20 protein-coding genes are annotated in these 25,125 nt (G+C 60.6%); 14 read left to right on the top strand and 6 right to left on the bottom strand.

Going from position 1 to position 25,125, the window contains the following annotated elements; all coding sequences use genetic code 11:
• Positions 1-268: 268 nt before the first annotated feature.
• From ACP7EW_RS09280 to ACP7EW_RS09250, 7 genes are all read left to right on the top strand, one after another.
• Positions 269-1,846: an ABC transporter substrate-binding protein gene (locus tag ACP7EW_RS09280; RefSeq protein ID WP_426218040.1), complete on the top strand. Its 1,578-nt coding sequence runs from the start codon at positions 269-271 to the stop codon at positions 1,844-1,846.
• 170 nt (positions 1,847-2,016) lie between these two features.
• The gene (locus tag ACP7EW_RS09275; RefSeq protein WP_133074668.1) at positions 2,017-3,411 is read left to right on the top strand and encodes an OprD family outer membrane porin; all 1,395 of its coding nucleotides are present in this window, start codon (positions 2,017-2,019) and stop codon (positions 3,409-3,411) included.
• An 80-nt stretch (positions 3,412-3,491) separates the two neighbouring features.
• Positions 3,492-5,090, top strand: a complete 1,599-nt coding sequence (locus ACP7EW_RS09270; RefSeq protein WP_038850886.1) for an ABC transporter substrate-binding protein — start codon at positions 3,492-3,494, stop codon at positions 5,088-5,090.
• 76 nt (positions 5,091-5,166) lie between these two features.
• On the top strand, positions 5,167-6,177 hold the full coding sequence (locus tag ACP7EW_RS09265) for an ABC transporter permease subunit (protein ID WP_017739471.1): 1,011 nt from the start codon (positions 5,167-5,169) through the stop codon (positions 6,175-6,177).
• 10 nt (positions 6,178-6,187) lie between these two features.
• The gene (locus ACP7EW_RS09260) at positions 6,188-7,099 is read left to right on the top strand and encodes an ABC transporter permease subunit (protein ID WP_033903370.1); all 912 of its coding nucleotides are present in this window, start codon (positions 6,188-6,190) and stop codon (positions 7,097-7,099) included.
• Between the two features lie 10 nt (positions 7,100-7,109).
• Positions 7,110-8,078: an ABC transporter ATP-binding protein gene (locus ACP7EW_RS09255; RefSeq protein ID WP_028618822.1), complete on the top strand. Its 969-nt coding sequence runs from the start codon at positions 7,110-7,112 to the stop codon at positions 8,076-8,078.
• Positions 8,078-9,049, top strand: a complete 972-nt coding sequence (locus ACP7EW_RS09250) for a peptide ABC transporter ATP-binding protein (protein ID WP_025856265.1) — start codon at positions 8,078-8,080, stop codon at positions 9,047-9,049. Before ACP7EW_RS09255 ends, ACP7EW_RS09250 begins: the two co-directional genes overlap by 1 nt.
• A 114-nt stretch (positions 9,050-9,163) precedes the next feature.
• Here the strand turns inward: ACP7EW_RS09250 and ACP7EW_RS09245 are convergent, their stop codons facing one another.
• The 3 genes from ACP7EW_RS09245 to ACP7EW_RS09235 form a co-directional block, all read right to left on the bottom strand.
• Positions 9,164-9,418, bottom strand: a complete 255-nt coding sequence (locus ACP7EW_RS09245; protein WP_426216625.1) for a hypothetical protein — start codon at positions 9,416-9,418, stop codon at positions 9,164-9,166.
• Between the two features lie 97 nt (positions 9,419-9,515).
• Positions 9,516-9,761 carry a hypothetical protein gene (locus ACP7EW_RS09240; RefSeq protein ID WP_033903367.1) on the bottom strand — a complete coding sequence of 82 codons (246 nt, stop codon included), beginning with the start codon at positions 9,759-9,761 and terminating at the stop codon, positions 9,516-9,518.
• Between the two features lie 124 nt (positions 9,762-9,885).
• Complete coding sequence (locus ACP7EW_RS09235) at positions 9,886-11,469, bottom strand: peptide chain release factor 3 (RefSeq protein ID WP_010213196.1); 1,584 nt, start codon at positions 11,467-11,469, stop codon at positions 9,886-9,888.
• Between the two features lie 331 nt (positions 11,470-11,800).
• Here ACP7EW_RS09235 and ACP7EW_RS09230 point away from each other — a divergent pair, with 331 nt between their 5' ends.
• The 5 genes from ACP7EW_RS09230 (at position 11,801) to ACP7EW_RS09210 (ending at position 16,883) form a co-directional block, all read left to right on the top strand.
• Positions 11,801-12,517, top strand: a complete 717-nt coding sequence (locus tag ACP7EW_RS09230; protein ID WP_033903365.1) for an ABC transporter permease — start codon at positions 11,801-11,803, stop codon at positions 12,515-12,517.
• Between the two features lie 9 nt (positions 12,518-12,526).
• Positions 12,527-13,423, top strand: coding sequence for a glycine betaine ABC transporter substrate-binding protein (locus ACP7EW_RS09225; RefSeq protein WP_426216623.1), 897 nt, complete (start codon positions 12,527-12,529; stop codon positions 13,421-13,423).
• A gap of 11 nt (positions 13,424-13,434) precedes the next feature.
• Entirely contained in the window at positions 13,435-14,088 is a 654-nt protein-coding gene (locus tag ACP7EW_RS09220) for an ABC transporter permease (protein WP_010213201.1), read from the top strand.
• The gene (locus ACP7EW_RS09215) at positions 14,085-15,242 is read left to right on the top strand and encodes a betaine/proline/choline family ABC transporter ATP-binding protein (protein ID WP_003171711.1); all 1,158 of its coding nucleotides are present in this window, start codon (positions 14,085-14,087) and stop codon (positions 15,240-15,242) included. Before ACP7EW_RS09220 ends, ACP7EW_RS09215 begins: the two co-directional genes overlap by 4 nt.
• A gap of 477 nt (positions 15,243-15,719) precedes the next feature.
• A complete protein-coding gene (locus ACP7EW_RS09210; RefSeq protein ID WP_010213203.1) occupies positions 15,720-16,883 on the top strand; it encodes a type III PLP-dependent enzyme in 1,164 nt (387 codons plus the stop codon).
• A gap of 49 nt (positions 16,884-16,932) precedes the next feature.
• Here the strand turns inward: ACP7EW_RS09210 and ACP7EW_RS09205 are convergent, their stop codons facing one another.
• Both ACP7EW_RS09205 and ACP7EW_RS09200 read right to left on the bottom strand, forming a co-directional pair.
• On the bottom strand, positions 16,933-17,682 hold the full coding sequence (locus ACP7EW_RS09205) for a tetratricopeptide repeat protein (RefSeq protein WP_426216621.1): 750 nt from the start codon (positions 17,680-17,682) through the stop codon (positions 16,933-16,935).
• A gap of 1 nt (position 17,683) precedes the next feature.
• Entirely contained in the window at positions 17,684-18,364 is a 681-nt protein-coding gene (locus ACP7EW_RS09200; RefSeq protein WP_016976258.1) for a Fe2+-dependent dioxygenase, read from the bottom strand.
• Positions 18,365-18,568: 204 nt separating this feature from the next.
• Here ACP7EW_RS09200 and ACP7EW_RS09195 point away from each other — a divergent pair, with 204 nt between their 5' ends.
• Positions 18,569-20,854 carry a TonB-dependent receptor gene (locus tag ACP7EW_RS09195; protein ID WP_426216619.1) on the top strand — a complete coding sequence of 762 codons (2,286 nt, stop codon included), beginning with the start codon at positions 18,569-18,571 and terminating at the stop codon, positions 20,852-20,854.
• A gap of 136 nt (positions 20,855-20,990) precedes the next feature.
• Positions 20,991-23,516 carry a PepSY domain-containing protein gene (locus tag ACP7EW_RS09190; protein WP_426216617.1) on the top strand — a complete coding sequence of 842 codons (2,526 nt, stop codon included), beginning with the start codon at positions 20,991-20,993 and terminating at the stop codon, positions 23,514-23,516.
• Positions 23,517-23,562: 46 nt separating this feature from the next.
• Here the strand turns inward: ACP7EW_RS09190 and ACP7EW_RS09185 are convergent, their stop codons facing one another.
• Positions 23,563-25,104 (bottom strand): alkaline phosphatase D family protein, encoded by a 1,542-nt coding sequence (locus tag ACP7EW_RS09185; RefSeq protein WP_426216615.1) that lies wholly within the window; start codon positions 25,102-25,104, stop codon positions 23,563-23,565.
• Positions 25,105-25,125 lie beyond the last annotated feature (21 nt).

The raw sequence follows: 25,125 nt of genomic DNA, 5'->3' as shown, positions 1-25,125 counted from the left end.
AGACCACACTCGCAACCGTTGCGTCCTACAGCAATGAACTGCGATGCGTGACTCCGTTGCCTACAAGGTCAATCCGATTTGGTGCATTTACTGCCAGGTCCGCGACCCCTAACGTCGTAGGACAGCAGAGGCAACCAATTCGGAATGGCACTTGCTGCGTGTGGGATCAGTGATGTCACCCTGGCCAAACGCCAGGGTGATTGCTCGCTGATGACAACTACAATCAAGGATCGGGATCGTCATGCGCCATACCACCGTTCTATCCGCAATGTTTGCCACCAGCCTGCTGGCTGTGGCCACGATGGGCCACGCCGCCGACAAGCAGAGCCTGGTGTTCTGCTCGGAAGGCAGTCCGGCCGGTTTTGATACCGCGCAATACACCACCGCCACCGATAACGATGCGGCCGAGCCGCTGTATAACCGCCTGGTTGAGTTTGAAAAGGGCGAGACCGGTGTCGTACCTGCGCTGGCAACCAAGTGGGATATTTCGCCAGATGGCCTGACCTACACCTTCCATTTGCGTGAGGGGGTGAAATTCCACAGCAACAAGGAATTCAAGCCGACGCGGGACTTCAACGCCGACGACGTGCTGTTCACCTTCAACCGCATGCTTGACCCTGACCATCCGTTTCGCAAGGCCTACCCCACCGAGTTTCCGTATTTCAACGGGATGAGCCTGAACAAGAACATTGCCAAGGTCGCCAAAACCGACCCGCACACCGTGGTGATGACCTTGAACACGGTCGACGCCGCGTTTATCCAGAACATCGCCATGAGCTTCGCCGCGATCCTCTCGGCCGAGTACGCCGACCAGTTGCTCAAGGATGGCAAGCCGAGCGATATCAACCAGAAGCCAATCGGCACTGGCCCTTTCGTGTTCCAGCGTTATCAGAAAGATTCGCAGATCCGTTATGTGGCCAACAAACAGTACTGGGACCCGAGCAAGGTCAAGCTGGACCAGTTGATCTTCGCCATCAACACCGACGCCTCGGTGCGGGTGCAAAAGCTCAAGGCCGGCGAATGCCAGGTGACCCTGCATCCGCGCCCGGCTGACGTCGATGCCCTCAAGGCCGACCCGAACCTGCAACTGCTGACCAAGCCGGGGTTCAACCTTGGCTATATCGCCTACAACGTGCGTCACAAGCCCTTCGACCAGCTCGAAGTGCGCCAGGCGCTGGACATGGCGGTGAACAAGCAGAGCATCCTGAACGCCGTGTACCAGGGCGCCGGGCAATTGGCCGTCAATGCCATGCCACCGACGCAGTGGTCCTACGACGACAGCATCAAGGACGCCGCCTACAACCCGGAAAAAGCCAAGGAACTGCTCAAGGCCGCCGGCGTGAAAGAAGGCACCGAAATCACCCTGTGGGCGATGCCGGTACAACGTCCGTACAACCCCAACGCCAAGTTGATGGCCGAGATGCTGCAAAGCGACTGGGCCAAGATCGGCCTCAAGGTCAAGATCGTCAGCTACGAGTGGGGCGAGTACATCAAGCGCACCAAGAACGGTGAGCACGATGTGAGCCTGATCGGCTGGACCGGTGACAACGGTGACCCGGACAACTGGCTGGGCACCCTCTACAGCTGCGACGCCATCGGCGGGAACAACTACTCCATGTGGTGTGACCCGGCGTACGACAAGCTGATCAAGCAAGCCAAGGTCGTGACCGACCGCGAACAAAGGACTGTTCTGTACAAACAGGCGCAGCAACTGCTCAAGCAGCAGGTGCCGATCACGCCCGTCGCCCACTCGACGGTCAACCAGCCGTTAAGCGCCAAAGTCGAAGGTTTCAAAGTAAGCCCCTTCGGCCGCAACGTGTTCTCGGGCGTCAGTATCACCCCATAAGAAAATAACCGGATTGCGCAAGGCGGATACCGCCTTGCTGCAAACGCGCGGCCTTTTGTTGGGAATTTTCCTACGCCAAACGTTTGCAAAGGCTTGAACGAGTTACACACCCAATAGCCGGATCACCAAAAAAGACCGGCATTAAAAAGAGAACCAAAGGAGCTTCATCAATGAAACTGAGCAGCAAAGCGCTTCTGGCCTTGGCCATCAGCAGCATCACGGCCACCGCCTACGCTGAATCCGCCAGCCAGGACTTCGTTCCTACCACACTGGCCGGCACCAGCGCCCAAAGCGAGGCCAAGGGCTTTATCGAAGATTTCAGCCTGGGCGGCACCACGCGTAACTGGTACTCCCACGAAAGCAAATACCGCGGGGGTACCTTTGAGTACCAGAAGCACGGCCAAACCCGTACCGACCGCAACCGTACCAACTGGGTACAGGGCACCATCATCAACGCCAGCTCGGGTTTCACCCAGGGCACCGTGGGCGTGAAGACTGAATTGGCGGTGTACAACGCCGTGGCCCTGGACCGCAGCAAGCGCGACATCAAGGGCGGTTCCAACCGTACCCTGGCTGACTCCGATGGCGATGCAGTCGGCCAGTGGAGCAAACTGGGCCTGGCCAACGTGCAGTTCCGTGTGTCGAACACCACGTTGACCGCCGGTCGTCAGAACTTCAGCAGCGGCATCGTCGACACCATCGGCAACCGTGCCCTGCCGTCGAGCTTTGAGGGTGTGAGCTTCAACAGCGAAGAGTTCAGCAACCTGTCGTTCCAGGGCGGCATCTTCGATCGCGTTTCTCCACGTTCCGAGCAGAGCCTGTCGAAATTCCGTACCGAATACGGCAATGGCGCGGAAACCGACAAGGTGTCCACCCTGGGCCTGAACTACCAGCCACTGAAAAGCCTGAAAGTCAGCGTCTTCGGCGCCAACGTGAAGGACTTCTGGAACCAGTACTACTTCGGCGCAACCCACGAGTTGGGCGACGCTCAGCAACTGGCGCTGACCACCGGTTTCAACTACTACAAGACGGTCGATGAAGGCAAAAAAGAGATGGGGGAAATCGACAACGATACCTACTCCCTGTCCCTGGGCCTGGCCCACCAGGCTCACAGCCTGACCTTCTCGTACCAGGCGGTGAACGGTAACGAATACTTCGATTACCTGCACGAAACCAACGGCATCTACCTGGCCAACTCCCTGACCTCCGACTTCAACGGCCCGAACGAGAAATCCTTCCAGGTCGCCTACGGCATCAACATGGCCGAATACGGCGTGCCAGGCCTGAAGTTCAACATCTACTCGGCACGCGGCTGGGGCATCGACGGTACCCACTACACCGGTAACAACGGTCGGGCCAAGTTCGCCTACGACGGCATCCAGAAGCAAGACGGCGAAAAGCACCAGGAGTACGGTATCGGTGGCTCTTACGCCATCCAGAGCGGCCCGCTCAAGGCCACCACCGTGCGCGCAACCTATGTTGAGCACCGTGGCAGTGAGTTCCAGGCTGACGGCAGCATCAAAGAGTTCCGTCTGGTGACCACTGTTCCGTTCAACATCCTTTAATTAGCGCCAGGTAGACGGCGGGCTCAGGACGAGCCCGCCGTCTACGCTTGTCTGGTCCCATCGATTGCAGAGGGCTCCGAATGAAATTGCTCCCACTACAAGCCGCCATGGCTGCCGCGCTGTTGAGCGTGGCGATCGGCGTTTCGGCCAAACCACTGGTGGTCTGCACCGAAGCCAGCCCGGAAGGTTTCGACCCGGTCCTGTACACCACGGCCGTGACCGCTGACGCCGCTGCCGAGACCATGTTCAACCGTCTGGTGGACTTCAAGCCCGGCACCACCGAAGTGGTTCCGGCACTGGCCAAGGACCTGCCTGAAATCAGCGCCGATGGCCTGACTTACACCTTTCACCTGCGTGACGACATCAAGTTCCACACCACCGACTATTTCAAACCCACGCGCAACCTGAATGCCGACGACGTGCTTTGGAGCTTCCAGCGCCAGCTGGACCCGAACCATCCGTGGCATAAAAAGTCCCTCGTGGGCTACCCGTACTTCGAAAGCATGGGCTTCAAGGAACTGCTCAAGAGCGTAGAGAAGACCGACGACCACACCGTCGTCTTTACCCTGACCCGTCCTGAAGCACCGTTTTTGGCCGACCTGGGCATGGCATTCTCTTCCATCCATTCGAAGGAATACGCCGACCAGTTGCTCGCTTCCGGCAAGACCGAAGACCTCAACGCCAAGCCCATCGGCACCGGCCCGTTCGTCTTCACCCGTTATCAGAAAGACGCCCAGGCGCGGTTCAAGGCCAACCCCGACTACTTCCGTGGCAAACCGCAGGTAGACCCGCTGATCCTGGCGATCTCAACCGATAACAACGTGCGCCTGCAGAAGCTCAAGGCCAACGAATGTCAGATCGCGTTGTTCCCCAAGCCGGATGACATTCCCAGCATCAAGAAAGACCCTAACCTGAAAGTCGATGAACTGGCGGCGATGACCACCAGTTACACCGCGCTGAACACCACCCACAAATACATGAGCGATGCGCGGGTGCGTCACGCGATCAACATTGCATTCGACAAGGCTGGCTACACCGAAGCCCTGTTCGGCAAAGGCAATGCGGTAGTGGGCACCGGCCCTTATCCGCCGACCTTGCTGGGCTTCAGCGACAAGCTGAAGAACCCACCCCGTGACCTCGACAAGGCCCGCGCCCTGCTCAAGGAAGCTGGTGTACCGGAAGGCACTGAGTTCACCTTGTTCACCCGTAACGGTGGCGGCCCGACCAACCCTAACCCGATGCTCGGCGCCCAGCGCATGCAGGCGGATCTGGCGCAGATCGGCCTGAAGGTAAATATCAAAGTCATGGAATGGGGCGAAATGCTCAAGCGTGCTAAAAACGGCGAGCACGACATGGTTTCCGCTGGCTGGGTCGGTGACAACGGCGACCCGGATAATTTCCTGACGCCAAACCTGAGTTGCGATGCAGCGAAAAACGGCGAAAACTACGCCCGCTGGTGTAACAAAGAGTTTCAAGACTTGATCGACAAGGCGCGCGCCATCGCTGAACCCGCCCAACGCGCTGCACTCTATGAACAAGCACAGGACGTTTTCGATAAGGACCAACCATGGCTTCCCATGGCTTATCCGAAACTGTTCACCGCCATGCGCAAGAACGTAGAAGGCTTCACTCAAAGCCCTCTGGGTACAAATAACTTCGCCACCACCCAGGTGAAGTAAATAAGAGAAACGCTCGGTACCGTCGACATTGGCGGTGCCGAACCTGCCTAACCGGCTGATTGAGGTACACGACAAGATGTTTAGTTTTATTGCCCGCCGACTGGGGTTACTGATCCCCACGTTTTTCGGCATCACGTTGCTCACGTTTGCGTTGATTCGCATGATCCCTGGCGACCCCGTCGAAGTCATGATGGGCGAGCGGCGCGTCGACCCCGAGATGCACGCACAGGCAATGGAACGCCTTGGCCTTAACAAGCCGCTGTATGCGCAATACCTGGATTACGTCGGCAAACTGGCCCAGGGTGACCTTGGCGAATCGCTGCGTACCCGCACCAGCGTGTGGACTGAATTCACCGCCCTTTTCCCGGCGACCCTGGAACTGTCCATGGCCGCCCTGTTGTTCGCCGGTATCCTGGGCCTGTTGGCCGGGGTGATCGCGGCACTCAAGCGAGGATCCCTGTTCGACCATGGGGTGATGGGCATCTCCCTGGCGGGGTATTCGATGCCGATCTTCTGGTGGGGCCTGATCCTGATCATGTTCTTCTCGGTCAGCCTGGGCTGGACCCCGGTTTCCGGGCGGATCGACCTGCTCTACGACATCGAGCCGCGCACCGGCTTCATGCTGATCGACACCCTGCTGGCTGACGAGCCGGACGCTTTCTTCGACGCCCTGCACCACCTGATCCTGCCGGCCATCGTGCTCGGCACCATTCCGTTGGCCGTGATCGCGCGGATGACCCGTTCGTCGATGCTCGAAGTCTTGCGTGAAGACTACATCCGCACCGCCAAGGCCAAAGGCCTGTCGCCGGCGCGCGTGGTGTTCGTGCACGGCCTGCGTAACGCGCTGATCCCGGTACTCACTGTGGTCGGCCTGCAAGTCGGCACGCTGCTGGCCGGTGCGGTTTTGACCGAGACCATCTTCTCCTGGCCCGGCATCGGCAAATGGCTGATCGAAGCCATTGGCGCGCGGGACTACCCGGTGGTGCAAAACGGCATCCTGCTGATCGCCTGCCTGGTGATCCTGGTGAACTTCGTGGTGGATATCCTCTACGGCTTCGCCAACCCACGCATCCGTCACCAGCGCTGAGATCATGACCATGACCACACCTACTCCAGTGTCAGCAGTCGATCAAAGCCTGCTGTACCCGTCCCCGTACAAAGAATTCTGGCAAGCCTTCTCCAAGAACAAAGGCGCGGTTGCCGGCCTGCTGTTCATGGTGCTGATCGTGTTCTGCGCGATCTTCGCCCCCTGGGTTGCCCCGCATAACCCGAGCGAGCAATACCGCGATTTCCTGCTGACCCCGCCGTCGTGGCTGGAAGGCGGGCAGATCCAGTTCCTGCTCGGCACCGACGAACTGGGCCGTGACTTGCTCTCGCGCCTGATCCAGGGTTCGCGCCTGTCCCTGCTGATCGGCTTGTCGTCGGTGGTGATGTCGCTGATTCCGGGCATCCTGCTGGGTCTGTTCGCCGGGTTCTTCCCACGTTTGCTCGGCCCGACCATCATGCGCCTGATGGACATCATGCTGGCCCTGCCTTCGCTGCTGCTGGCCGTGGCCATCGTCGCGATCCTCGGCCCTGGCCTGATCAACACCGTGATCGCCATCGCGATCGTGTCGCTGCCGTCCTATGTCCGCCTGACCCGCGCTGCGGTGATGGGCGAGCTGAACCGTGACTACGTGACCGCCGCCCGCCTCGCCGGTGCCGGCCTGCCACGCCTGATGTTCATCACCGTGCTGCCCAACTGCATGGCGCCGCTGATCGTACAGGCCACCTTGAGCTTCTCCTCGGCGATCCTCGATGCTGCAGCCCTGGGCTTCCTCGGCCTTGGCGTACAACCGCCAACCCCGGAGTGGGGCACCATGCTGGCTTCGGCCCGTGACTACATCGAACGCGCCTGGTGGGTGGTGAGCTTGCCGGGTTTGACCATTTTGCTCAGCGTGCTGGCAATCAACTTGATGGGCGACGGCTTGCGCGATGCGCTGGACCCGAAACTCAAGAACGCCGCCTGAGGAGATTCCCATGTCACTGTTAGAAATCAAGAATCTCAACGTGCGCTTCGGCGACAAGACCGCCGTGCCGGTGGTCGATGGCCTCGACATTTCGGTCGACAAAGGCGAAGTCCTGGCGATCGTTGGCGAGTCGGGCTCGGGTAAATCCGTGACCATGATGGCGCTGATGGGCCTGATCGAGCACCCCGGCATCGTCACCGCCGACGCGCTGAACTTCGACGGCAAGGACATGCTCAAGCTGAGCAACCGCCAGCGCCGCCAGATCGTCGGCAAAGACCTGGCGATGGTGTTCCAGGACCCGATGACCGCGCTGAACCCCAGCTACACCGTGGGTTTCCAGATTGAAGAAGTGCTGCGCCTGCACCTGAAGATGTCCGGCAAACAAGCGCGCAAGCGTGCCATCGAGCTGTTGGAAAAGGTTGAAATCCCCGGCGCTGCCAGCCGTATGGATGCCTACCCGCACCAACTGTCCGGCGGCATGAGCCAGCGTGTGGCAATCGCCATGGCGATTGCCGGCGAGCCGAAACTGCTGATCGCGGACGAACCGACCACGGCGTTGGACGTGACCATCCAGGCGCAGATCATGGAACTGCTGCTGGCCCTGCAAAAAGAACAGAACATGGGCCTGGTGCTGATCACTCACGACCTTGCCGTGGTGGCTGAAACCGCCCAGCGCGTGTGCGTGATGTACGCCGGCCAAGCCGTGGAAGTCGGCCAGGTGCCGCAACTGTTCGACATTCCGGCGCACCCGTACAGCGAAGCGCTGCTCAAGGCGATTCCGGAACACAGTCTGGGCGCCACGCGCCTGGCCACGCTGCCAGGTATCGTGCCGGGCCGTTATGACCGTCCGCAGGGCTGCCTGCTGTCGCCACGCTGCCCATATGTGCAGGACTCCTGCCGTGCCCAGCGTCCAGGGCTTGATCCCAAAACCAACAGCCTCGCGCGCTGCTTCTACCCCTTGAACCAGGAGGTGGCGTAATGGCCGTCGTTCTTACCGCCCGCGACCTGACCCGTCACTACGAAGTGTCCCGTGGCCTGTTCAAGGGCCACGCCACCGTGCGTGCCCTCAATGGCGTGTCCTTCGAGCTGGAAGCCGGCAAGACCCTCGCCGTCGTGGGCGAGTCGGGCTGCGGCAAATCCACCCTGGCCCGTGCCCTCACGCTGATTGAAGAGCCATCTTCGGGTTCACTGAAAATCGCCGGGCAGGAAGTCGCCGGCGCCGACAAGGCCCAGCGCAAACAATTGCGCAAAGACGTGCAGATGGTGTTCCAGAGCCCGTACGCTTCGTTGAACCCACGGCAGAAAGTCGGTGATCAACTCGGCGAGCCGCTGCTGATCAACACCAACCTGTCCGCTGCTGAACGCCGCGAGAAAGTGCAGGCGATGATGAAGCAAGTGGGCCTGCGCCCCGAGCATTATCAGCGCTACCCGCACATGTTCTCCGGCGGTCAGCGCCAGCGGATCGCCCTGGCCCGCGCCATGATGCTGCAACCCAAAGTGCTGGTGGCGGATGAACCCACCTCGGCACTGGACGTGTCGATCCAGGCCCAGGTGCTCAACCTGTTCATGGACCTGCAGCAGGAATTCAACACGGCTTACGTGTTCATCTCCCACAACCTGGCGGTGGTGCAACACGTCGCCGATGACGTGATGGTGATGTACCTCGGCCGTCCGGTGGAAGTCGGTCCCAAGGAAGACATCTACGCACGCCCGCTGCACCCTTACACCCAGGCGCTGCTGTCGGCCACCCCGACCATCCACCCGGACCCGAACAAGCCGAAGATCAAGATCGTCGGCGAACTGCCCAACCCGCTGAACCCGCCGCCTGGCTGCGCCTTCCACAAGCGCTGTCCGTACGCGACCGCACGGTGCAGCACCGAGGAGCCGCAACTGCGCGCCTTGGACAACCGCCAGGTGGCTTGCCACTACGCGGAGCAGTTTGTGGCGTGACATCGCAACAAAAATGCCCTGGGTGATCAAGCCCAGGGCATTGCCTGTGTTCTACAGCCCTTCCCATCAGGTTGCGCATCAGCCTGGCGGGAGGGGCTTTCTTTTGGGCGATGCCTACGTCTGGCTGTCGCCTTCGGCGTCCGGATCATCGCTGTCCGGTTCGTCGGTGGTGGAGTCATCATCACCCTCGCTGCCACCCTGATCCTTATCGCCAGGTTCCGCCTCGGACTTCGCCAGTTGCAAATCCTGGCTATGCGCCGACGACACTACACCGCCCTGCACCGGGTTATGCGCCCAGGCCGACGACATTCCCAACGACAACAACACCATCACTTTTATCAACAGCACAACTCGTTGAAAAATACTCATGGTTGATTCCGTCCAGTCAGTAGGTAGGTCCCACGCGACAGCCGTTTACCGCCGCCAGCCTTGACGCTAGTCCCGATGCCGGGTTTACGCCAGGGCGTCAGGTTTCGCCGTCGTCGTAGGTTTCACTGTCCTCGCCATCGTTGTAGGGGTTTTCCTGGTCTTCCTTCGGGGCGGGCTGGGCTTGCGGTTTCCAACTGCCGGAGTTGACCTCTTGTTGCTTTTTCTTGGTGACCGGGCCGGTGTCTTTCCATTGCGGCGCTCCCGCGCCCGCCAGTGCCGGGACCGTGGTCAGCCCCAGACTGGCTAACAGCATCCAGCAGATGACGCGTTTGACACTAGGCACAGCGCTTTCCTTTTCAGTCAGTGGATAAATCCTGCACCCAAAAAACTAGACCCGATACGTCACTCTCGCCACAAAAAAGGGCGAAGCCATAACAGCTTCGCCCCTTTTGTTTACCGCTCAGACCTTAATGGTGCTCACGCGTCGCACGGAATTTCACATCCGGCCAGCGCTCTTCCATCAGCGCCAGGTTAACCCGTGTCGGCGCCAGGTAGGTCAGGTGACCACCGCCGTCGACCGCGAGGTTTTCCACAGCCTTGTTGGAGAACTCTTCCAACTTCTTCTTATCGCTGCAATCGATCCAGCGCGCGGAGTACACAGTGATTGGCTCGTAGGAGCATTCGACCTTGTATTCCTCTTTCAAGCGGCTGGCGACCACATCGAACTGCAGCACACCGACGGCGCCGAGGATAATGTCGTTGCTGCGCTCGGGGAAGAACACCTGGGTGGCGCCCTCTTCCGCCAATTGCTGCAAGCCTTGGCGCAGTTGCTTGGATTTGAGCGGATCACGCAGGCGGACGCGGCGGAACAGTTCCGGGGCGAAGTGCGGGATACCGGTGAAGCCCAGGGCTTCTCCTTCGGTGAAGGTGTCGCCGATCTGGATGGTGCCGTGGTTGTGCAGGCCGATGATGTCGCCGGCGTAGGCTTCTTCGAGCTGTTCACGCTCGGAGGAGAAGAACGTCAGGGCGTCGCCGATACGCACGTCCTTGCCGGTACGCACGTGGCGCATCTTCATGCCTTTTTCGTATTTGCCGGAGCAGATGCGCATGAAGGCGATGCGGTCGCGGTGTTTGGGGTCCATGTTCGCCTGGATCTTGAACACGAAGCCGGTGAATTTTTCTTCGACCGGCTCCACGGTGCGTTCGTTGGCGACACGGGCCAATGGACGCGGGGCCCAATCCACAACAGCATCAAGCACATGGTCGACACCGAAGTTGCCCAACGCAGTACCGAAGAACACCGGGGTCAGTTGGCCGTCGAGGAATTCCTGCTGGTTGAATTCATGGCAGGCGCCCTGCACCAGTTCCAGCTGGTCGACAAAACGGTCGTACTCGTCACCCAAATGGGCGCGTGCTTCATCGGAGTCGAGTTTCTCGATGATCTTGGTTTCGGTGCGCTCATGACCGTGGCCGGCGGTGTAGACAATGATGTAGTCGTCAGCCAGGTGGTATACGCCCTTGAAGTCGCGGTAGCAACCGATCGGCCAGGTGATCGGCGCCGCCTTGATCTTCAGCACGGCTTCAATTTCGTCCAACAGCTCGATCGGGTCGCGGATGTCGCGGTCGAGTTTGTTGATGAAGCTGACGATCGGCGTGTCACGCAGACGGCACACGTCCATCAAGGCGATGGTACGTGGCTCGACGCCTTTACCGCCGTCGAGGACCATCAGCGCCGAGTCCACCGCAGTCAGGGTGCGGTAGGTGTCTTCGGAGAAGTCTTCGTGGCCCGGGGTATCGAGCAGGTTGACCATGTGGTCGCGATACGGGAACTGCATGACCGACGTGGTAATGGAAATACCCCGTTGTTTTTCCATTTCCATCCAGTCGGAGGTGGCATGGCGGTCGGATTTGCGGGATTTCACCGTGCCGGCCACCGCGATTGCCTTGCCCATCAGCAAGAGTTTCTCGGTGATGGTGGTTTTACCGGCATCGGGGTGGGAAATAATGGCGAAAGTGCGGCGTTTCGCGACTTCGGCGGCCTGGTGGGTCATGGGAAATCGCCTGGCAGGTGAGTCAAAAAAGGGCGGCGAGTATAGCGCAAACCCCAGGGGCCGGACCACCGTTCACCCGATTAGGGGTGGCTAAATGCTGCCAAGTATGGAACCTTTTAAAAGGTCGAGACGTCCACTCCCCTGCTACCGCACTCGGAACAGGGGCTGATAAATCAGCAAGTTAGCCTGACGAGGCTGCGCTCATGGCTCGGATTTTTACCGCGTTGCCGGTATCGACGAGCTGCATTTCGCGACCACATTCGCCGACAGCCAGGAATGGCATTGCCGCTCGGAAATGTGGACGCCGACAGAAGAAAAAAGGAGTCCGCCTGTGGCTATTCGCTATGGCAAAGGGCTGATAGGAGGTGCGGTTGTCGTCGCCCTCCTGGCCCTGCTGGTCCACTGGATCGGCATCAACACGATCGAACTGTACCGCGACGATTTGTTGTTTTACCTGCAAGCACACCTGATCCTCGTTCTAGTCTCCATGCTGGCCGCCCTTGTTGTGGGCATCCCCGCCGGTATCCTGCTCAGCCGACCGCACATGGTCGGGCGCGCAGAACGCTTCATGCAGATCTTCAACATCGGCAACACCGTCCCTCCCCTGGCCGTACTGGCCATCGCCCTCGGCGTCCTCGGCATCGGCAGCGGCCCAGCGATCTTCGCGCTGTTCCTCGCCTCCCTCCTGCCTATCGTGCGCAACACCTACGAAGGCCTGAAAAACGTTCAAGGCTCGCTGAAAGAAGCGGCCACCGGCATTGGCATGACGCCACGCCAGGTGCTGTTTCGCGTGGAATTGCCCAACGCCGTGCCGATCATCATCGGTGGCGTGCGCGTAGCCCTGGCGATCAACGTGGGCACCGCGCCGCTGGCGTTCCTGATCGGCGCCAACAGCCTGGGCAGCCTGATCTTCCCCGGCATCGCCCTGAACAATCAGCCGCAATTGCTGCTCGGCGCCGCGTGCACCGCGTTGCTGGCCTTGCTGCTTGACGGTCTGGTGACCCTGGCCAGCCGCCTCTGGCTGGAACGCGGGCTGCGTGCGTCTTAAGGAACCGACATGAAAAAACTGACCTTGATATTGAGCTGCGTCCTGCTGTGTGCAGGCATCGCGCAAGCCGCCGAAAAGCCGGTGATCCGCATCGGCGCCCGGGTGTTCACCGAACAGACCCTGCTCGCCGAAATCACCTCCCAGTACCTGCGCACCAAGGGCTATGACACCCGCGTGACCGGCGGCCTGGGCAGCAACCTGGCGCGCAGTGCCCAGGAAAGCGGGCAACTGGACCTGATCTGGGAATACACCGGCGTGTCGCTGGTGGCCTACAACCACGTCGACGAGAAGCTCGACAGCGAACAGTCCTACGCTCGGGTGAAAGAACTCGACGCGAAAAAAGGCCTGGTCTGGCTCTCCCCGTCGCGCTTCAGCAACACCTACGCCCTGGCGCTGCCGGAGAAGGTTGCCGCTGAGCATCCCGAGATCAACAGCATCAGCGACCTGACCCTGGCCGTCGCGCAAGATGCCAAGAGCAACCGCCTGGTGGCCCTGGACACCGAGTTCGCCAACCGTTCCGACGGCCTGGCCGGTATGGTCAAGCTGTACGACATGAACCTGACCCGCAAAAACACCCGGCAGATGGACGCCGGCCTGGTCTACACCGCGCTGCGTAATGGCCAGGTGTTTGCCGGTCTGGTCTACACCACCGACGGTCGCCTGAACGCCTTCAAACTGAAGCTGCTGGCAGACGACAAGCACTACTTCCCGGACTACACCGCCGCGCCCGTGGTGCGTCAGGTGTATCTCGAGGCGCACCCGGAACTGGCCGCTGACCTCAAGCCATTGGCCGAGCTGTTCGACGACGAAACCATGCGCCAGTTGAACGCGCGGGTCGACGTCGACCATGAAAGCCCCTCCGCGGTTGCCGCCGACTTCCTGCGCCAACATCCGATCAATCAATAAGAGGAGAAGACATGGAATTCCTGAACGCCTTTTCCCATCTTGATTGGGCCCAAGTCCTACAACTGACCGGACAACACATCACCCTGGTCGGCATCGCCGTGATCCTCGCGATCCTGATCGGTGTGCCCCTGGGCATCCTGATGACGCGCTTCCCGACGCTTGCCGGTCCGCTGCAAGCCAGCGCCACGGTGCTGCTGACTGTGCCGTCCATCGCCCTGTTCGGCCTGCTGCTGCCGTTCTACTCCAAGTTCGGCCAGGGCCTTGGGCCAATGCCGGCGATCACCGCCGTGTTCCTCTACTCCCTGCTGCCGATCATGCGTAACACCTACCTCGCCCTCACCGGCGTGGAACCGGGTATTCGCGAAGCCGCACGCGGCATCGGCATGACCTTCGGCCAGCGCCTGCGCATGGTCGAGCTGCCCATCGCCGTGCCGGTGATCCTCGCCGGTGTGCGCACTGCCGTGGTGATGAACATTGGTGTGATGACCATCGCCGCCACCATCGGTGCCGGTGGCCTGGGTGTACTGATTCTGGCTTCCATCAGCCGCAGCGACATGTCGATGCTGATCGTCGGCGCCGTGCTGGTCAGTCTCCTGGCCATTTTTGCCGACCTGCTCTTGCAATGGCTGCAACGCTCGCTGACTCCAAAAGGATTGCTCAAATGATCGAACTTCAAAACCTGTCCAAGACCTTCCAAAGCAACGGCAAGACTGTCACCGCCGTGAACGATGTAAGCCTGACCGTCAATGAAGGCGAGATTTGCGTGTTCCTCGGCCCGTCGGGCTGCGGCAAAAGCACCACGCTGAAGATGATCAACCGCCTGATCAAGCCCACCTCGGGCAAGATCCTGATCAATGGCGAAGACACCACCGACCTCGACGAAGTCACCCTGCGCCGCAATATCGGTTATGTGATCCAGCAGATCGGCCTGTTCCCGAACATGACCATCGAGGAAAACATCGTGGTCGTGCCGAAACTGCTCGGCTGGGACAAGCAAAAGTGCCACGACCGCGCCCGCGAGTTGATGAGCATGATCAAGCTGGAACCCAAGCAATACCTGCATCGCTACCCGCGTGAATTGTCGGGCGGCCAACAACAACGGATCGGCGTGATCCGCGCTCTGGCGGCCGACGCGCCGTTGCTGCTGATGGATGAACCGTTCGGCGCGGTCGACCCGATCAACCGCGAAATGATCCAGAACGAATTCTTCGAGATGCAGCGTGCACTGAACAAGACCGTGATCATGGTCAGCCACGACATCGACGAAGCGATCAAGCTGGGCGACAAGATCGCGATCTTCCGTGCCGGCAAGCTGCTGCAGATCGATCATCCGGACACCCTGCTGGCGCACCCGGCCGACGAGTTTGTCAGCAACTTCGTGGGCCAGGACAGCACCCTCAAGCGCCTGTTGCTGGTGAAGGCCGAAGACGCGGCGGACAATGCCCCTTCGGTGAGCCCGGAAACGCCAGTGGCGGACGCGCTGGAGCTGATGGACGAGCATGACCGTCGCTACGTGGTGGTCACCTGTGCCGAGAACAAGGCGCTGGGTTATGTACGACGTCGCGACCTGCACCGTCAGACCGGCACCTGCGGCCAGTACCTGCGCGAGTTCAACGCCACGGCGGCGTATGACGAGCATCTGCGCATCCTGCTGTCGCGGATGTACGAGTTCAACCGTTCGTGGTTGCCGGTGATGGATGCGGAGCGGGTGTTCCTCGGTGAGGTGACGCAGGAGTCGATTGCCGAGTACTTGAGCTCGGGTAAGTCCCGAGGTGGCAAGACCAGTATCGTTTCGCCTGCCGAGACAGCACTCGCCTGAGTTGACACCACGCGGTTAAAACTGTGGGAGCGGGCTTGCTCGCGAAAGCGGTCTGTCAGTTGTAGTTGCTGTGACTGACACTCCGCTTTCGCGAGCAAGCCCGCTCCCACATTTGGATCTCTGGTGTGTCAGTTAATACCCTCAATTCCCCACATCCGGGGAACATCATTCCGTCACACCTGTCGGTTACATAAGTAGCTGCACGGGTTCGCGCGACGAACGCGTGCAAAAACGCGACATTTTTAGTTGATCTCAAGCCCCTCACGCCCTAAAGTTCGCGCCGAACGTCCATGCTGGAAACGATCCATCCGGCTCAAGTACTGACGACGAGACAGCAAGGCCAAGGGAAGCGGTTATTCCCATGGCCTTTTTGCTTTCGGCGACATGCCTTGGGAAGTAGGCGAACCAAAGTGGGGATACGGAGGACGTTCATTTGCACCCATTGATCAATTTAGTTTGCCCTTAGGAGTTCCCAGCATGTCGATCAACGTCGAAGATTATTTCGCGCGCGCCACTTTTGACAAAATGAAGGCGTTCGCCGACAAGCAAGAAACCCCGTTCGTGGTGATCGACACCGCGATGATCAGCCAGGCCTACGATGACCTGCGCGCCGGTTTCGAATTCGCCAAGGTGTATTACGCGGTCAAGGCCAACCCGGCTGTCGAGATCATCGACCTGCTCAAAGAAAAGGGTTCGAGCTTCGACATCGCTTCGATCTACGAGCTGGATAAAGTGATGGACCGTGGCGTCAGCGCCGACCGCATCAGCTACGGCAACACCATCAAGAAGTCCAAGGACATCCGCTACTTCTACGAGAAAGGCGTGCGCCTGTTCTCCACCGACTCCGAAGCCGACCTGCGCAACATCGCCAAGGCCGCGCCGGGTTCGAAAGTGTATGTACGTATTCTCACCGAAGGCTCGACCACGGCTGACTGGCCTTTGTCGCGCAAATTCGGCTGCCAGACCGACATGGCCATGGACCTGCTGATCCTGGCCCGTGACCTGGGCCTGGTGCCTTACGGCATCTCGTTCCACGTGGGTTCGCAACAGCGCGACATCAGCGTGTGGGACGCGGCGATCGCCAAGGTCAAAGTGATCTTCGAACGCCTGAAGGAAGAAGACGGCATCCACCTCAAGCTGATCAACATGGGTGGCGGCTTCCCGGCCAACTACATCACCCGCACCAACAGCCTGGAAACCTACGCTGAAGAAATCATCCGTTTCCTCAAGGAAGACTTCGGCGACGACCTGCCGGAAATCATCCTGGAGCCGGGCCGTTCGTTGATTGCCAACGCCGGTATCCTGGTCAGCGAAGTGGTGCTGGTGGCGCGTAAATCCCGTACCGCCGTCGAGCGTTGGGTGTATACGGATGTGGGCAAGTTCTCCGGCCTGATCGAAACCATGGACGAAGCCATCAAGTTCCCGATCTGGACCGAGAAGAAAGGCGAGATGGAAGAAGTGGTCATTGCCGGCCCAACCTGCGACAGCGCCGACATCATGTACGAGAACTACAAGTACGGCCTGCCGCTGAACCTGGCGATTGGTGATCGTCTGTACTGGTTGTCGACCGGTGCCTACACCACCAGCTACAGCGCAGTTGAGTTCAATGGCTTTCCGCCACTGAAATCCTTCTACGTGTAAAACGGCTGCAGCTAAAAAACCCATGACAATTCATGGGTTTTTTTACGCCTTAAGAAAGGCTGCCTGCGCGCTCACGGTAGGCCTCTGCCATTGCTCTGATTTGCGGGTCACTCGCCGCTGAGAGCGCCTGGTGCGCCGTGCGCAAAAACTTCAGATTCCCCCCCGCCAACGCTTTGCGCAACCACTCCAGCGCCGCGTCGATTTGACCCCTGTCGGCCAACACCGCCGCATAGCTGAACTGCCCGCGAAAATCACCGCCTTCGGCCGAGCGCCGATACCAGTCCACCGCCGCCTCCAGATCCGGCCCACAGAAGCGACCGTCTTCCAGATAACGCCCCAGCAGGTTCATCGACTTGGCATGGCCTTGTTCCGCTGCCTGGCGGTACAGGCTCAGCGCTTGTTGCTGGTCTTCGGCCACACCGCGCCCGGTCGCCAACAGGTTGGCGTAGTTGTATTGCGCCCAATCCAAACCGGCCTCGGCGGCCAAACGGTACTCTCGCGCCGCTCCCGTTTCATCCGCCGCACCACCCCAGCCATGTTCCAAACAACGCCCGGCCATATTGCGCGCCATCAAGTGCCCACCCTGGGCCGCGATCTGGAACCAGCGCAACGCCAGCGCTTCATCCCGCGTAATGCCACGGCCATCCAAGAGGATCTGCCCGAGCAACGCCTGGGCGTCCACTACGCCCTCCTTTGCCGCCACCAGGATCGCCTGGGCGGCGCGCACGGGGGAATCATCGAGCATGCTTTGCAGTTGCTCGACGTTGAGCACTTCTTCACGGCGCAACAAGAAGCCCATGTCAGACCTCGACCCAGCGGCGCAACAGGTTGTGGTAGGTGCCGGTAAGCTGGATCAGCGCCGGGTGGTCTGGCACATCGGCGCTCAGTTGCTGGATCGCACCGTCCATCTCGAACAGCAGGGTGCGCTGGCTGTCTTCGCGCACCAGGCTTTGGGTCCAGAAGAATGAGGCGTAGCGCGCGCCGCGGGTCACGGCGTTGACTTTATGCAGGCTGGAACCGGGGTACAGCACCATGTCGCCGGCCGGCAACTTCACACGCTGCAGGCCAAAGGTGTCCTGGATTTCCAGCTCGCCGCCGTCGTATTCATCGGGGTCGCTGAAAAACAAGGTGGATGACAAATCGGTGCGCACGCGCTCGTGGCTGCCTTTGGGCTGGCGCACGGCGTTGTCAATGTGAAAATCGAAACTACCGCCGGCGGTGTAGCAGTTGAGCAAAGGCGGGAAGACCTTGTGCGGTAACGCCGCCGACATAAACAACGGGTTCTGCCACAAACGTTCCAGCATCGCCGCGCCAATTTCCTTGGCGAGCGGGTGACCTTCAGGCAATTGCAGGTTGTGCTTGGCCTTGGCGGACTGGTGTCCGGCAGTGATTTTACCGTCGGCCCAATCGGCGGTTTCCAGGGCCTGGCGAATGCGCTGCACTTCCTCACGAGAGAACAGGCCGGGGATGTGCAGCAGCATGGGCAATACCTGAATTCAGAGAGGCGCCAATGGTATTGATTCTTATCCGCCCTGTAAAACGTCGGGACGGATGAGTTCGTAAAAACCGTAAGCAAAAAGTGTAAAGAATGTAAATTCAGTGCAATTAGCAATGTATCGCAATTGATAGAAATACTTGTTAACACTATATTCCGCGGCCTCACATCCTTGGGGAAAGGACACGTCATGTCGCGCACCACTACAAAAATACCTGCCAGTTCACCACGCATGCTGGCTTCGGCCATCGGCGTTGCCCTCAGCGCCAGCTCTGTCGCCCATCTGGCGCAAGCGGCCGAAGACACTGAACAAAAAGGCCAGCGCAACAGCATCTCCTTGGGCGCCACCAGCATTACCGGCGAAGAACAGGACAACACCTCTTACCAGGTCGAAAAAGCCTCGTCGCAGAAATACACTGCGCCGCTGGTCGACACGCCGCGTTCCGTCACCGTGGTGCCGCAACAAGTACTCAAGGACACCGCCGCCACCTCGTTGCAGGACGCCTTGCGCACCGTACCGGGCATCACGTTCGGCGCCGGTGAAGGCGGCAACCCCCAGGGCGACCGTCCGTTCATCCGTGGTTTTGACGCCCAGGGCGACACCTACCTGGACGGCGTGCGCGACACGGGCGGCCAGAGCCGTGAGATCTTCGACATCGAATCGATCGAAGTCAGCAAAGGTCCGAACTCGTCGTTCGGCGGTCGCGGCTCGGCCGGTGGCAGCCTCAACCTGGTGAGCAAGACCCCACAAGCGCGGGACTTCACCAACGGCGGTTTCACCTACGGTTCCGACCAGACCCGCCGCTATGTGCTCGACGTGAACCGTCAGTTCCTCGACGACAGCGCCGCGTTCCGTCTGAACCTGATGAGCCACGAACAGAACGTCGCCGGTCGCGACGCGATCAATTACGACCGCTGGGGCGTCGCTCCGTCGCTGACGTTTGGCCTGGGCACCCCGACCCGCGTCAACCTCAGCTACTACCACCTGGAAAGCAACGACCTGCCGGATTCGGGGATTCCCTACGGCTACGGCTCGTCGACCGCGACGGCCCACGTGCATGACAAACCCAATGACGGCGGCGACAGCGATAACTTCTACGGTCTCAAGGATCGCGACTTCCGCAAGACCCGCGCCGACATCAGCACGTTCTCCATTGAGCACGACCTGAACGACAACATGACGTTGAAGAACACCCTGCGCCACGGCAGCACCGGCCAGGATTACATCCTCACCCAGCCAGACGACAGCAAATTCAACGTCAACCGGTTCGGCACCGTATGGCGTCGCGCCAACAGCCGGGTCTCGACCACAACCACCACCACCAACCAGACCGACCTGTTCGGCAGCTTCCAGGCCCTGGGCTTCAAGCACAGCTACTCCACCGGCCTGGAATTCACCGGCGAAGAAACCCGCGTCAGCAGCTACACCATCAGCCCCAATGCCAACCCGATCTGCACCGTGGCCAAAGGCAGCCTGGGCGGCCAGTGCACCTCCTTGAGCAACCCGAACCCGGATGACGCCTGGACCGGCAGCATCGCACGCAACTACTACGGCACCGCCACCAAGGCCACCAGCCGTGGCGCCTATGTGTTCGACACCATTGAGCTGGACCCGAAATGGTTGCTGAACGTCGGCCTGCGCTACGACACCTTCGACACCGTTGCCAACACCGATTCCGCGACCGGCCGCAGCAAAATCAAAGAAGACAGTCAATTCTTCAACTGGCAGGCCGGCCTGGTCTGGAAGCCGGTGGAAAACGCCAGCATCTATGCCTCCTACGCCACGTCGGCAACACCTGCCGGTGGCCTGGTGGGTGAAGGGTCGGACGGCAACCCATTGTCTGCCGGTGCCGCCAGCAGCGACTTGCAGCCTGAAGAAACCGTCAACTACGAACTGGGCACCAAGTGGGACCTGTTCCACGATCGCCTGTCCCTGACCGCTGCGGTGTTCCGTACCGAGAAGAAAAACACGCGCATCCTGGTCGACGCCCTGACCTATCAGAACGCCGGTGAGTCCCAAGTCGACGGCCTGGAACTGTCCGCCAGCGGCAAGATCACCGACCAATGGCAAGTGTTCGCCGGCTACAGCTACCTCGACAGCGAACTGGTCAAATCCGGCCTGAATGGCCGTAACGGTGTGGTCAGTTCGGGGTCGAGCAAAGGCAATCAAATGCCCAACACGCCGAAGAACACCTTCAGCCTGTGGACCACTTACGACGTCACCTCCAAGCTCACCATCGGTGGCGGCGCGTTCTACGTCGACCAGGTTTATGGCGATGCGGGCAACACCGTTTATGTACCGTCCTACACCCGCTACGACGCCATGGCCAATTACAAGCTGACCAAGAACGTGGACCTTCAATTGAACGTGCAAAACCTGACGGACAAGCTGTATTACGACAAAGCCTTCTCGACGCACTTCGCCAACCAGGCGGCGGGGCGCACGGCGTTGTTGACCACCAGCTTCCACTTCTAAACAGCCACACCACGCAGCAAAAAGCCCCACGCATCGGATGCGTGGGGCTTTTGCGTGTAAAACAGAATGTTTCTCGACAAGCCACGGCATAATGCGCGCCGTGCCCTACATATCCGGATAGACGAGGCGGTCAGACGTGTTGAAGAAAACCCTGTTCCAGTTGCACTGGTTCTTCGGCATTACCGCCGGGCTGGTGCTGGCCTTGATGGGGATCACCGGGGCTGCGGTCTCGTTTCAGGATGAAATCCTACGGGCGCTTAACCCGAGCGTACTGACCGTGGAAAAACGCGAAGCCGGCGTATTGCCGCCCGCCGAGCTGGTGCGCAAGCTGGAAGCCACCGAAGGCCAGACCGTGGCCATGCTGTTCGTGGAGAGCGAAAGCGGCAACGCCGCCCGCGTGTTCTTCACCCCGCCGCCCGGCGAACGCCGTGGCCAGTTGCGCTATTTCGATCCCTACACCGGCGACTACATGGGCGACGTGGTCGGGCAGGAGGTCTTCGGCTTCCTGCTGCAATTCCACCGCTTCCTGGTGATGGGCGATACCGGGCGCAACATCACTGGCGCGTGCACATTGATCCTGGTGTTCTTCTGCCTCTCCGGTTTGTACCTGCGCTGGCCGCGCCAAGTGGCGAGCTGGCGTGCCTGGCTGACCCTGGACTGGCGCAAAAAGGGCCGTGCCTTCAACTGGGACCTGCACTCGGTGTTCGGCACCTGGTGCCTGTTGGCGTATCTGCTGTCGGCACTGACCGGGCTGTATTGGTCCTACGACTGGTACAGCCAGGGCCTGACCCAACTGCTGTCCGACGCCCCACAAAATGAACGGGTGCGCAAACGCGGCCCGGCCCCTGCAGGCCCGGCGCCCGTGGCCAATTACGATGCGATCTGGAGCAGCATCTACAGCAATGCAGGCCCCGGCTTGAGTGCCTATAACATCCGTATGCCAGCCGTCGCCGGGCAACCGGCCACCGTGTACTACCTGCTGGACAATTCGCCCCATGACCGCGCGCTGAACCAGATCAACCTGGACCCGGCGACCGGCGAGGTGAAATCCCACGACCGCTACGCCAGCAAGACCTTCGGCTCACAACTGCTGACCAGCGTCTACGCGCTGCACACCGGCAGCTACTTCGGCCTGGTGGGGCGCATCATTCTCACAGTCAGCTCGGTGCTGATGCCGCTGTTCTTCATCACCGGCTGGCTGTTGTACCTGGATCGTCGTCGCAAGAAGCGCCAGGTGCATGACGCGCGTAAAGGCCTCACGGCCAACACCAGCGATGCCCCGGCCTGGCTGATCGGCTTTGCCAGCCAGAGCGGTTTTGCCGAGCAATTGGCCTGGCAAACGGCTGGCCAATTACAGGCGGCCGGCTTGCCGGTGAAGGTGCAATCCCTGGGCAGCGTCAGCCAGGATGACCTGCGCCAGTCGGAAAATGCGCTGTTCGTGGTCAGCACCTTTGGCGACGGCGAAGCCCCCGACAGTGCTCGCGGATTCGATCGCAGCGTGCTCGGCCAGGACCTGCCCCTAAAGGGCTTGAACTACTCGGTCCTGGCTCTGGGCGACCGTCAATACGAACACTTCTGCGGCTTCGCGCGGCGCCTGCATTTCTGGCTGACCCACCAGGGCGGCAACGCTTTATTTGCTCCGGTAGAAGTCGACAGCGGCGACACCGCCGCCCTGTTGCACTGGCAACAACAACTCGGCCAGCTCACCGGCCACGCCCCGGCGGCCGCTTGGCCGACCGCCCAATACGAAAACTGGACGCTGAGCCAACGCACCTTGCTCAACCGCGACAGCGCAGGCGCCGATGTCTACTTGCTGGGCCTCACCTCCTCGTCACCACAACGCTGGCAAGCCGGCGACCTGGTGGAAGTGCTGCCGCGCAACTGCCCTTGGGCCATCGAACACTTCCTCGAAGGCCTGGGCCTGGCCGGCAGTGACGGCGTGTTGATCGACGGCATGGCGCACACCCTCGACCAGGCCCTGGCCACTCGCCAACTGCCGACGCATCGCGCCCACCTGGTCGGCTTGCACGCCCAGGCGCTGGTGGACGCGCTGGTGCCGCTGGGCATGCGCGAATACTCCATCGCCTCGATTGCCAGCGATGGCGTACTCGAATTGATCGTGCGCCAGGAACGCCACCCCGACGGCAGCCTGGGCCTGGGATCAGGCTGGCTCACCGAACATGCCGCCCTCGGCTCCAGCATCAGCCTGCGCCTGCGCCGCAACAGTGGCTTCCACCTGCCGCAAGCACCCGTGCCGCTGATCCTGCTGGGCAACGGCACCGGCCTGGCCGGCCTGCGCAGTTTGCTCAAGGCGCGCATTGCCGACGGCCAGCAGCGTAACTGGCTGCTGTTCGGTGAGCGCAATATCAAGCATGACTTCCTCTGTCAGGACGAACTGCAAGGCTGGCTGGCCAGTGGCGATCTGGCGCTGCTGGACCTGGCGTTTTCCCGCGACCAGGAGGAAAAAATCTACGTGCAGGATCGCCTGCGGGAGTCAGCCGAAGTACTGCGTAAGTGGCTGAGCGACGGCGCGGCGATTTATGTGTGCGGGAGCCTGCAGGGGATGGCGACTGGGGTGGATCAGGCGTTGGTGGACATCCTTGGCAGTGAAGCCGTGGAGCGGTTGATCGAACAAGGTCGCTATCGCCGCGACGTCTACTGATTGGCAACTGTGGGAGCCTGCTCCCACAGTTTGATTGTGTTCCAAGTCAGACAGGCTGTAATTTTTGCTCAAAGACCGAAACGCCATCCAGATCCCGCAAAACCACAGTCAACTCCGCCGTCTGCCCATCAATGTTCACCTCGCCAAAAAACTGAAAACCGGCGAATGGCGAGGTGTTCTGCGCCGGCGGCGCCTTCTCGAACACCACCTCTGGCCCAAAGGTCTTATCCAACGGATTAGGCCCGAAACTCCCCGCATTCAACGGCCCGGCGACAAACTCCCAGAACGGCTCGAAATCCTGGAACGCCGCGCGATCCGGGTGATAGTGGTGTGCCGCGCAGTAATGCACATCCGCCGTCAGCCACACATGGTTACGCACCTTCTGCGCCCTTAAAAAGCCCAGCAGCTCGGCAATTTCCAGCTCACGCCCTTGCGGTGCGCCTGGGTCGTTGTTGGCAATCGCTTCCCAGCGCGGCACGCCGGGGCTCACTTCGCCATCAGGCACACCCAGGCCAATTGGCATGTCAGCGGCGACGACTTTCCACTGCGCCTGCGAGCCCTTGAGTTCATGCTTGAGCCAATCCAACTGCTCGCGGCCGAGGAAGGGTTTTTCAGCGCCCAGATTGTCATCGTTCGGCCCGCGATAGCTGCGCATGTCCAGCACGAAGACATCCAGCAAAGGCCCATAGCTGAGCTTGCGATAAATGCGCCCGCCGCCATCGGCGCTCTGCCGGCGCATCGGTGAATATTCCAGCCAGGCCTGGCGCGCACGGCCGACCAAGGTGTTGATGTCCTTGACCTGGTAACGCTCATCCAATTGCTTGCTTGGCGACCAGTTGTTCACCACTTCATGGTCGTCCCACTGCCAGATCTGCGGCACTTCGGCGTTGAAGCGACGGACGTTTTCGTCCATCAGGTTGTAGCGGTAATTGCCGCGATATTCATCCAGGGTTTCAGCCACCTTGCTCTTGGCTTCGGTGGTGATGTTGCGCCAGATGCGCCCGTCTTCGACCTTGAGCTGGGCCGGCACCGGGCCGTCGGCGTAGATGGTGTCGCCGCTGTGGATAAAAAAGTCCGGCAGGCGCAGGCGCATCGCTTCATAGATGCGCATGCCGCCGATGTCCGGGTTGATGCCGAAGCCTTGGCCGACGGTGTCGCCACTCCACACAAAACGGATGTCGCGGCGCTGTTGCGGCACGCTGCGCAAGTGGCCAAACCAGGGTTCGCTGGCAACGCCGGTCTGGGCGTCTTCGAAGTGCACGCGGTAGAAAATCGCCTGGTTGGCGGGCAGCCCAGTGAGTTCGACACGGGCGGTAAAGTCGGTGCGGTTGTCGGCCAGGGGCGAAACAAATCGACGCGGGTTGCTGAAGACGCTGCGGGTGTCCCACTCCACCACCATGCGGGCCGGGCGGTCGCTGCGGCTCCAGATCATGGCGCGATCACCGAGCAGGTCGCCAGACTGAACGCCGTCGGTGAGTTGCGGCCGGTCCTTCACAGAGGCGATCACCGCCGGGGCCAGGCCCGGCAACAACAGGCCGGCGCCGACGGCTTGCATCACGCGGCGGCGGCCGAGATCGAAGTGGCTCATGCAGGTGCCCTCTTGATTATC

It is taken from the genome of Pseudomonas sp. DWRC2-2 (genome assembly GCF_049897885.1).
Classification (GTDB): Bacteria; Pseudomonadota; Gammaproteobacteria; order Pseudomonadales; family Pseudomonadaceae; genus Aquipseudomonas; species Aquipseudomonas azotoformans_A.
The sequence above is the reverse complement of the archived record's forward strand: the minus strand, read 5'-3'. Positions and strand labels throughout refer to the sequence as shown.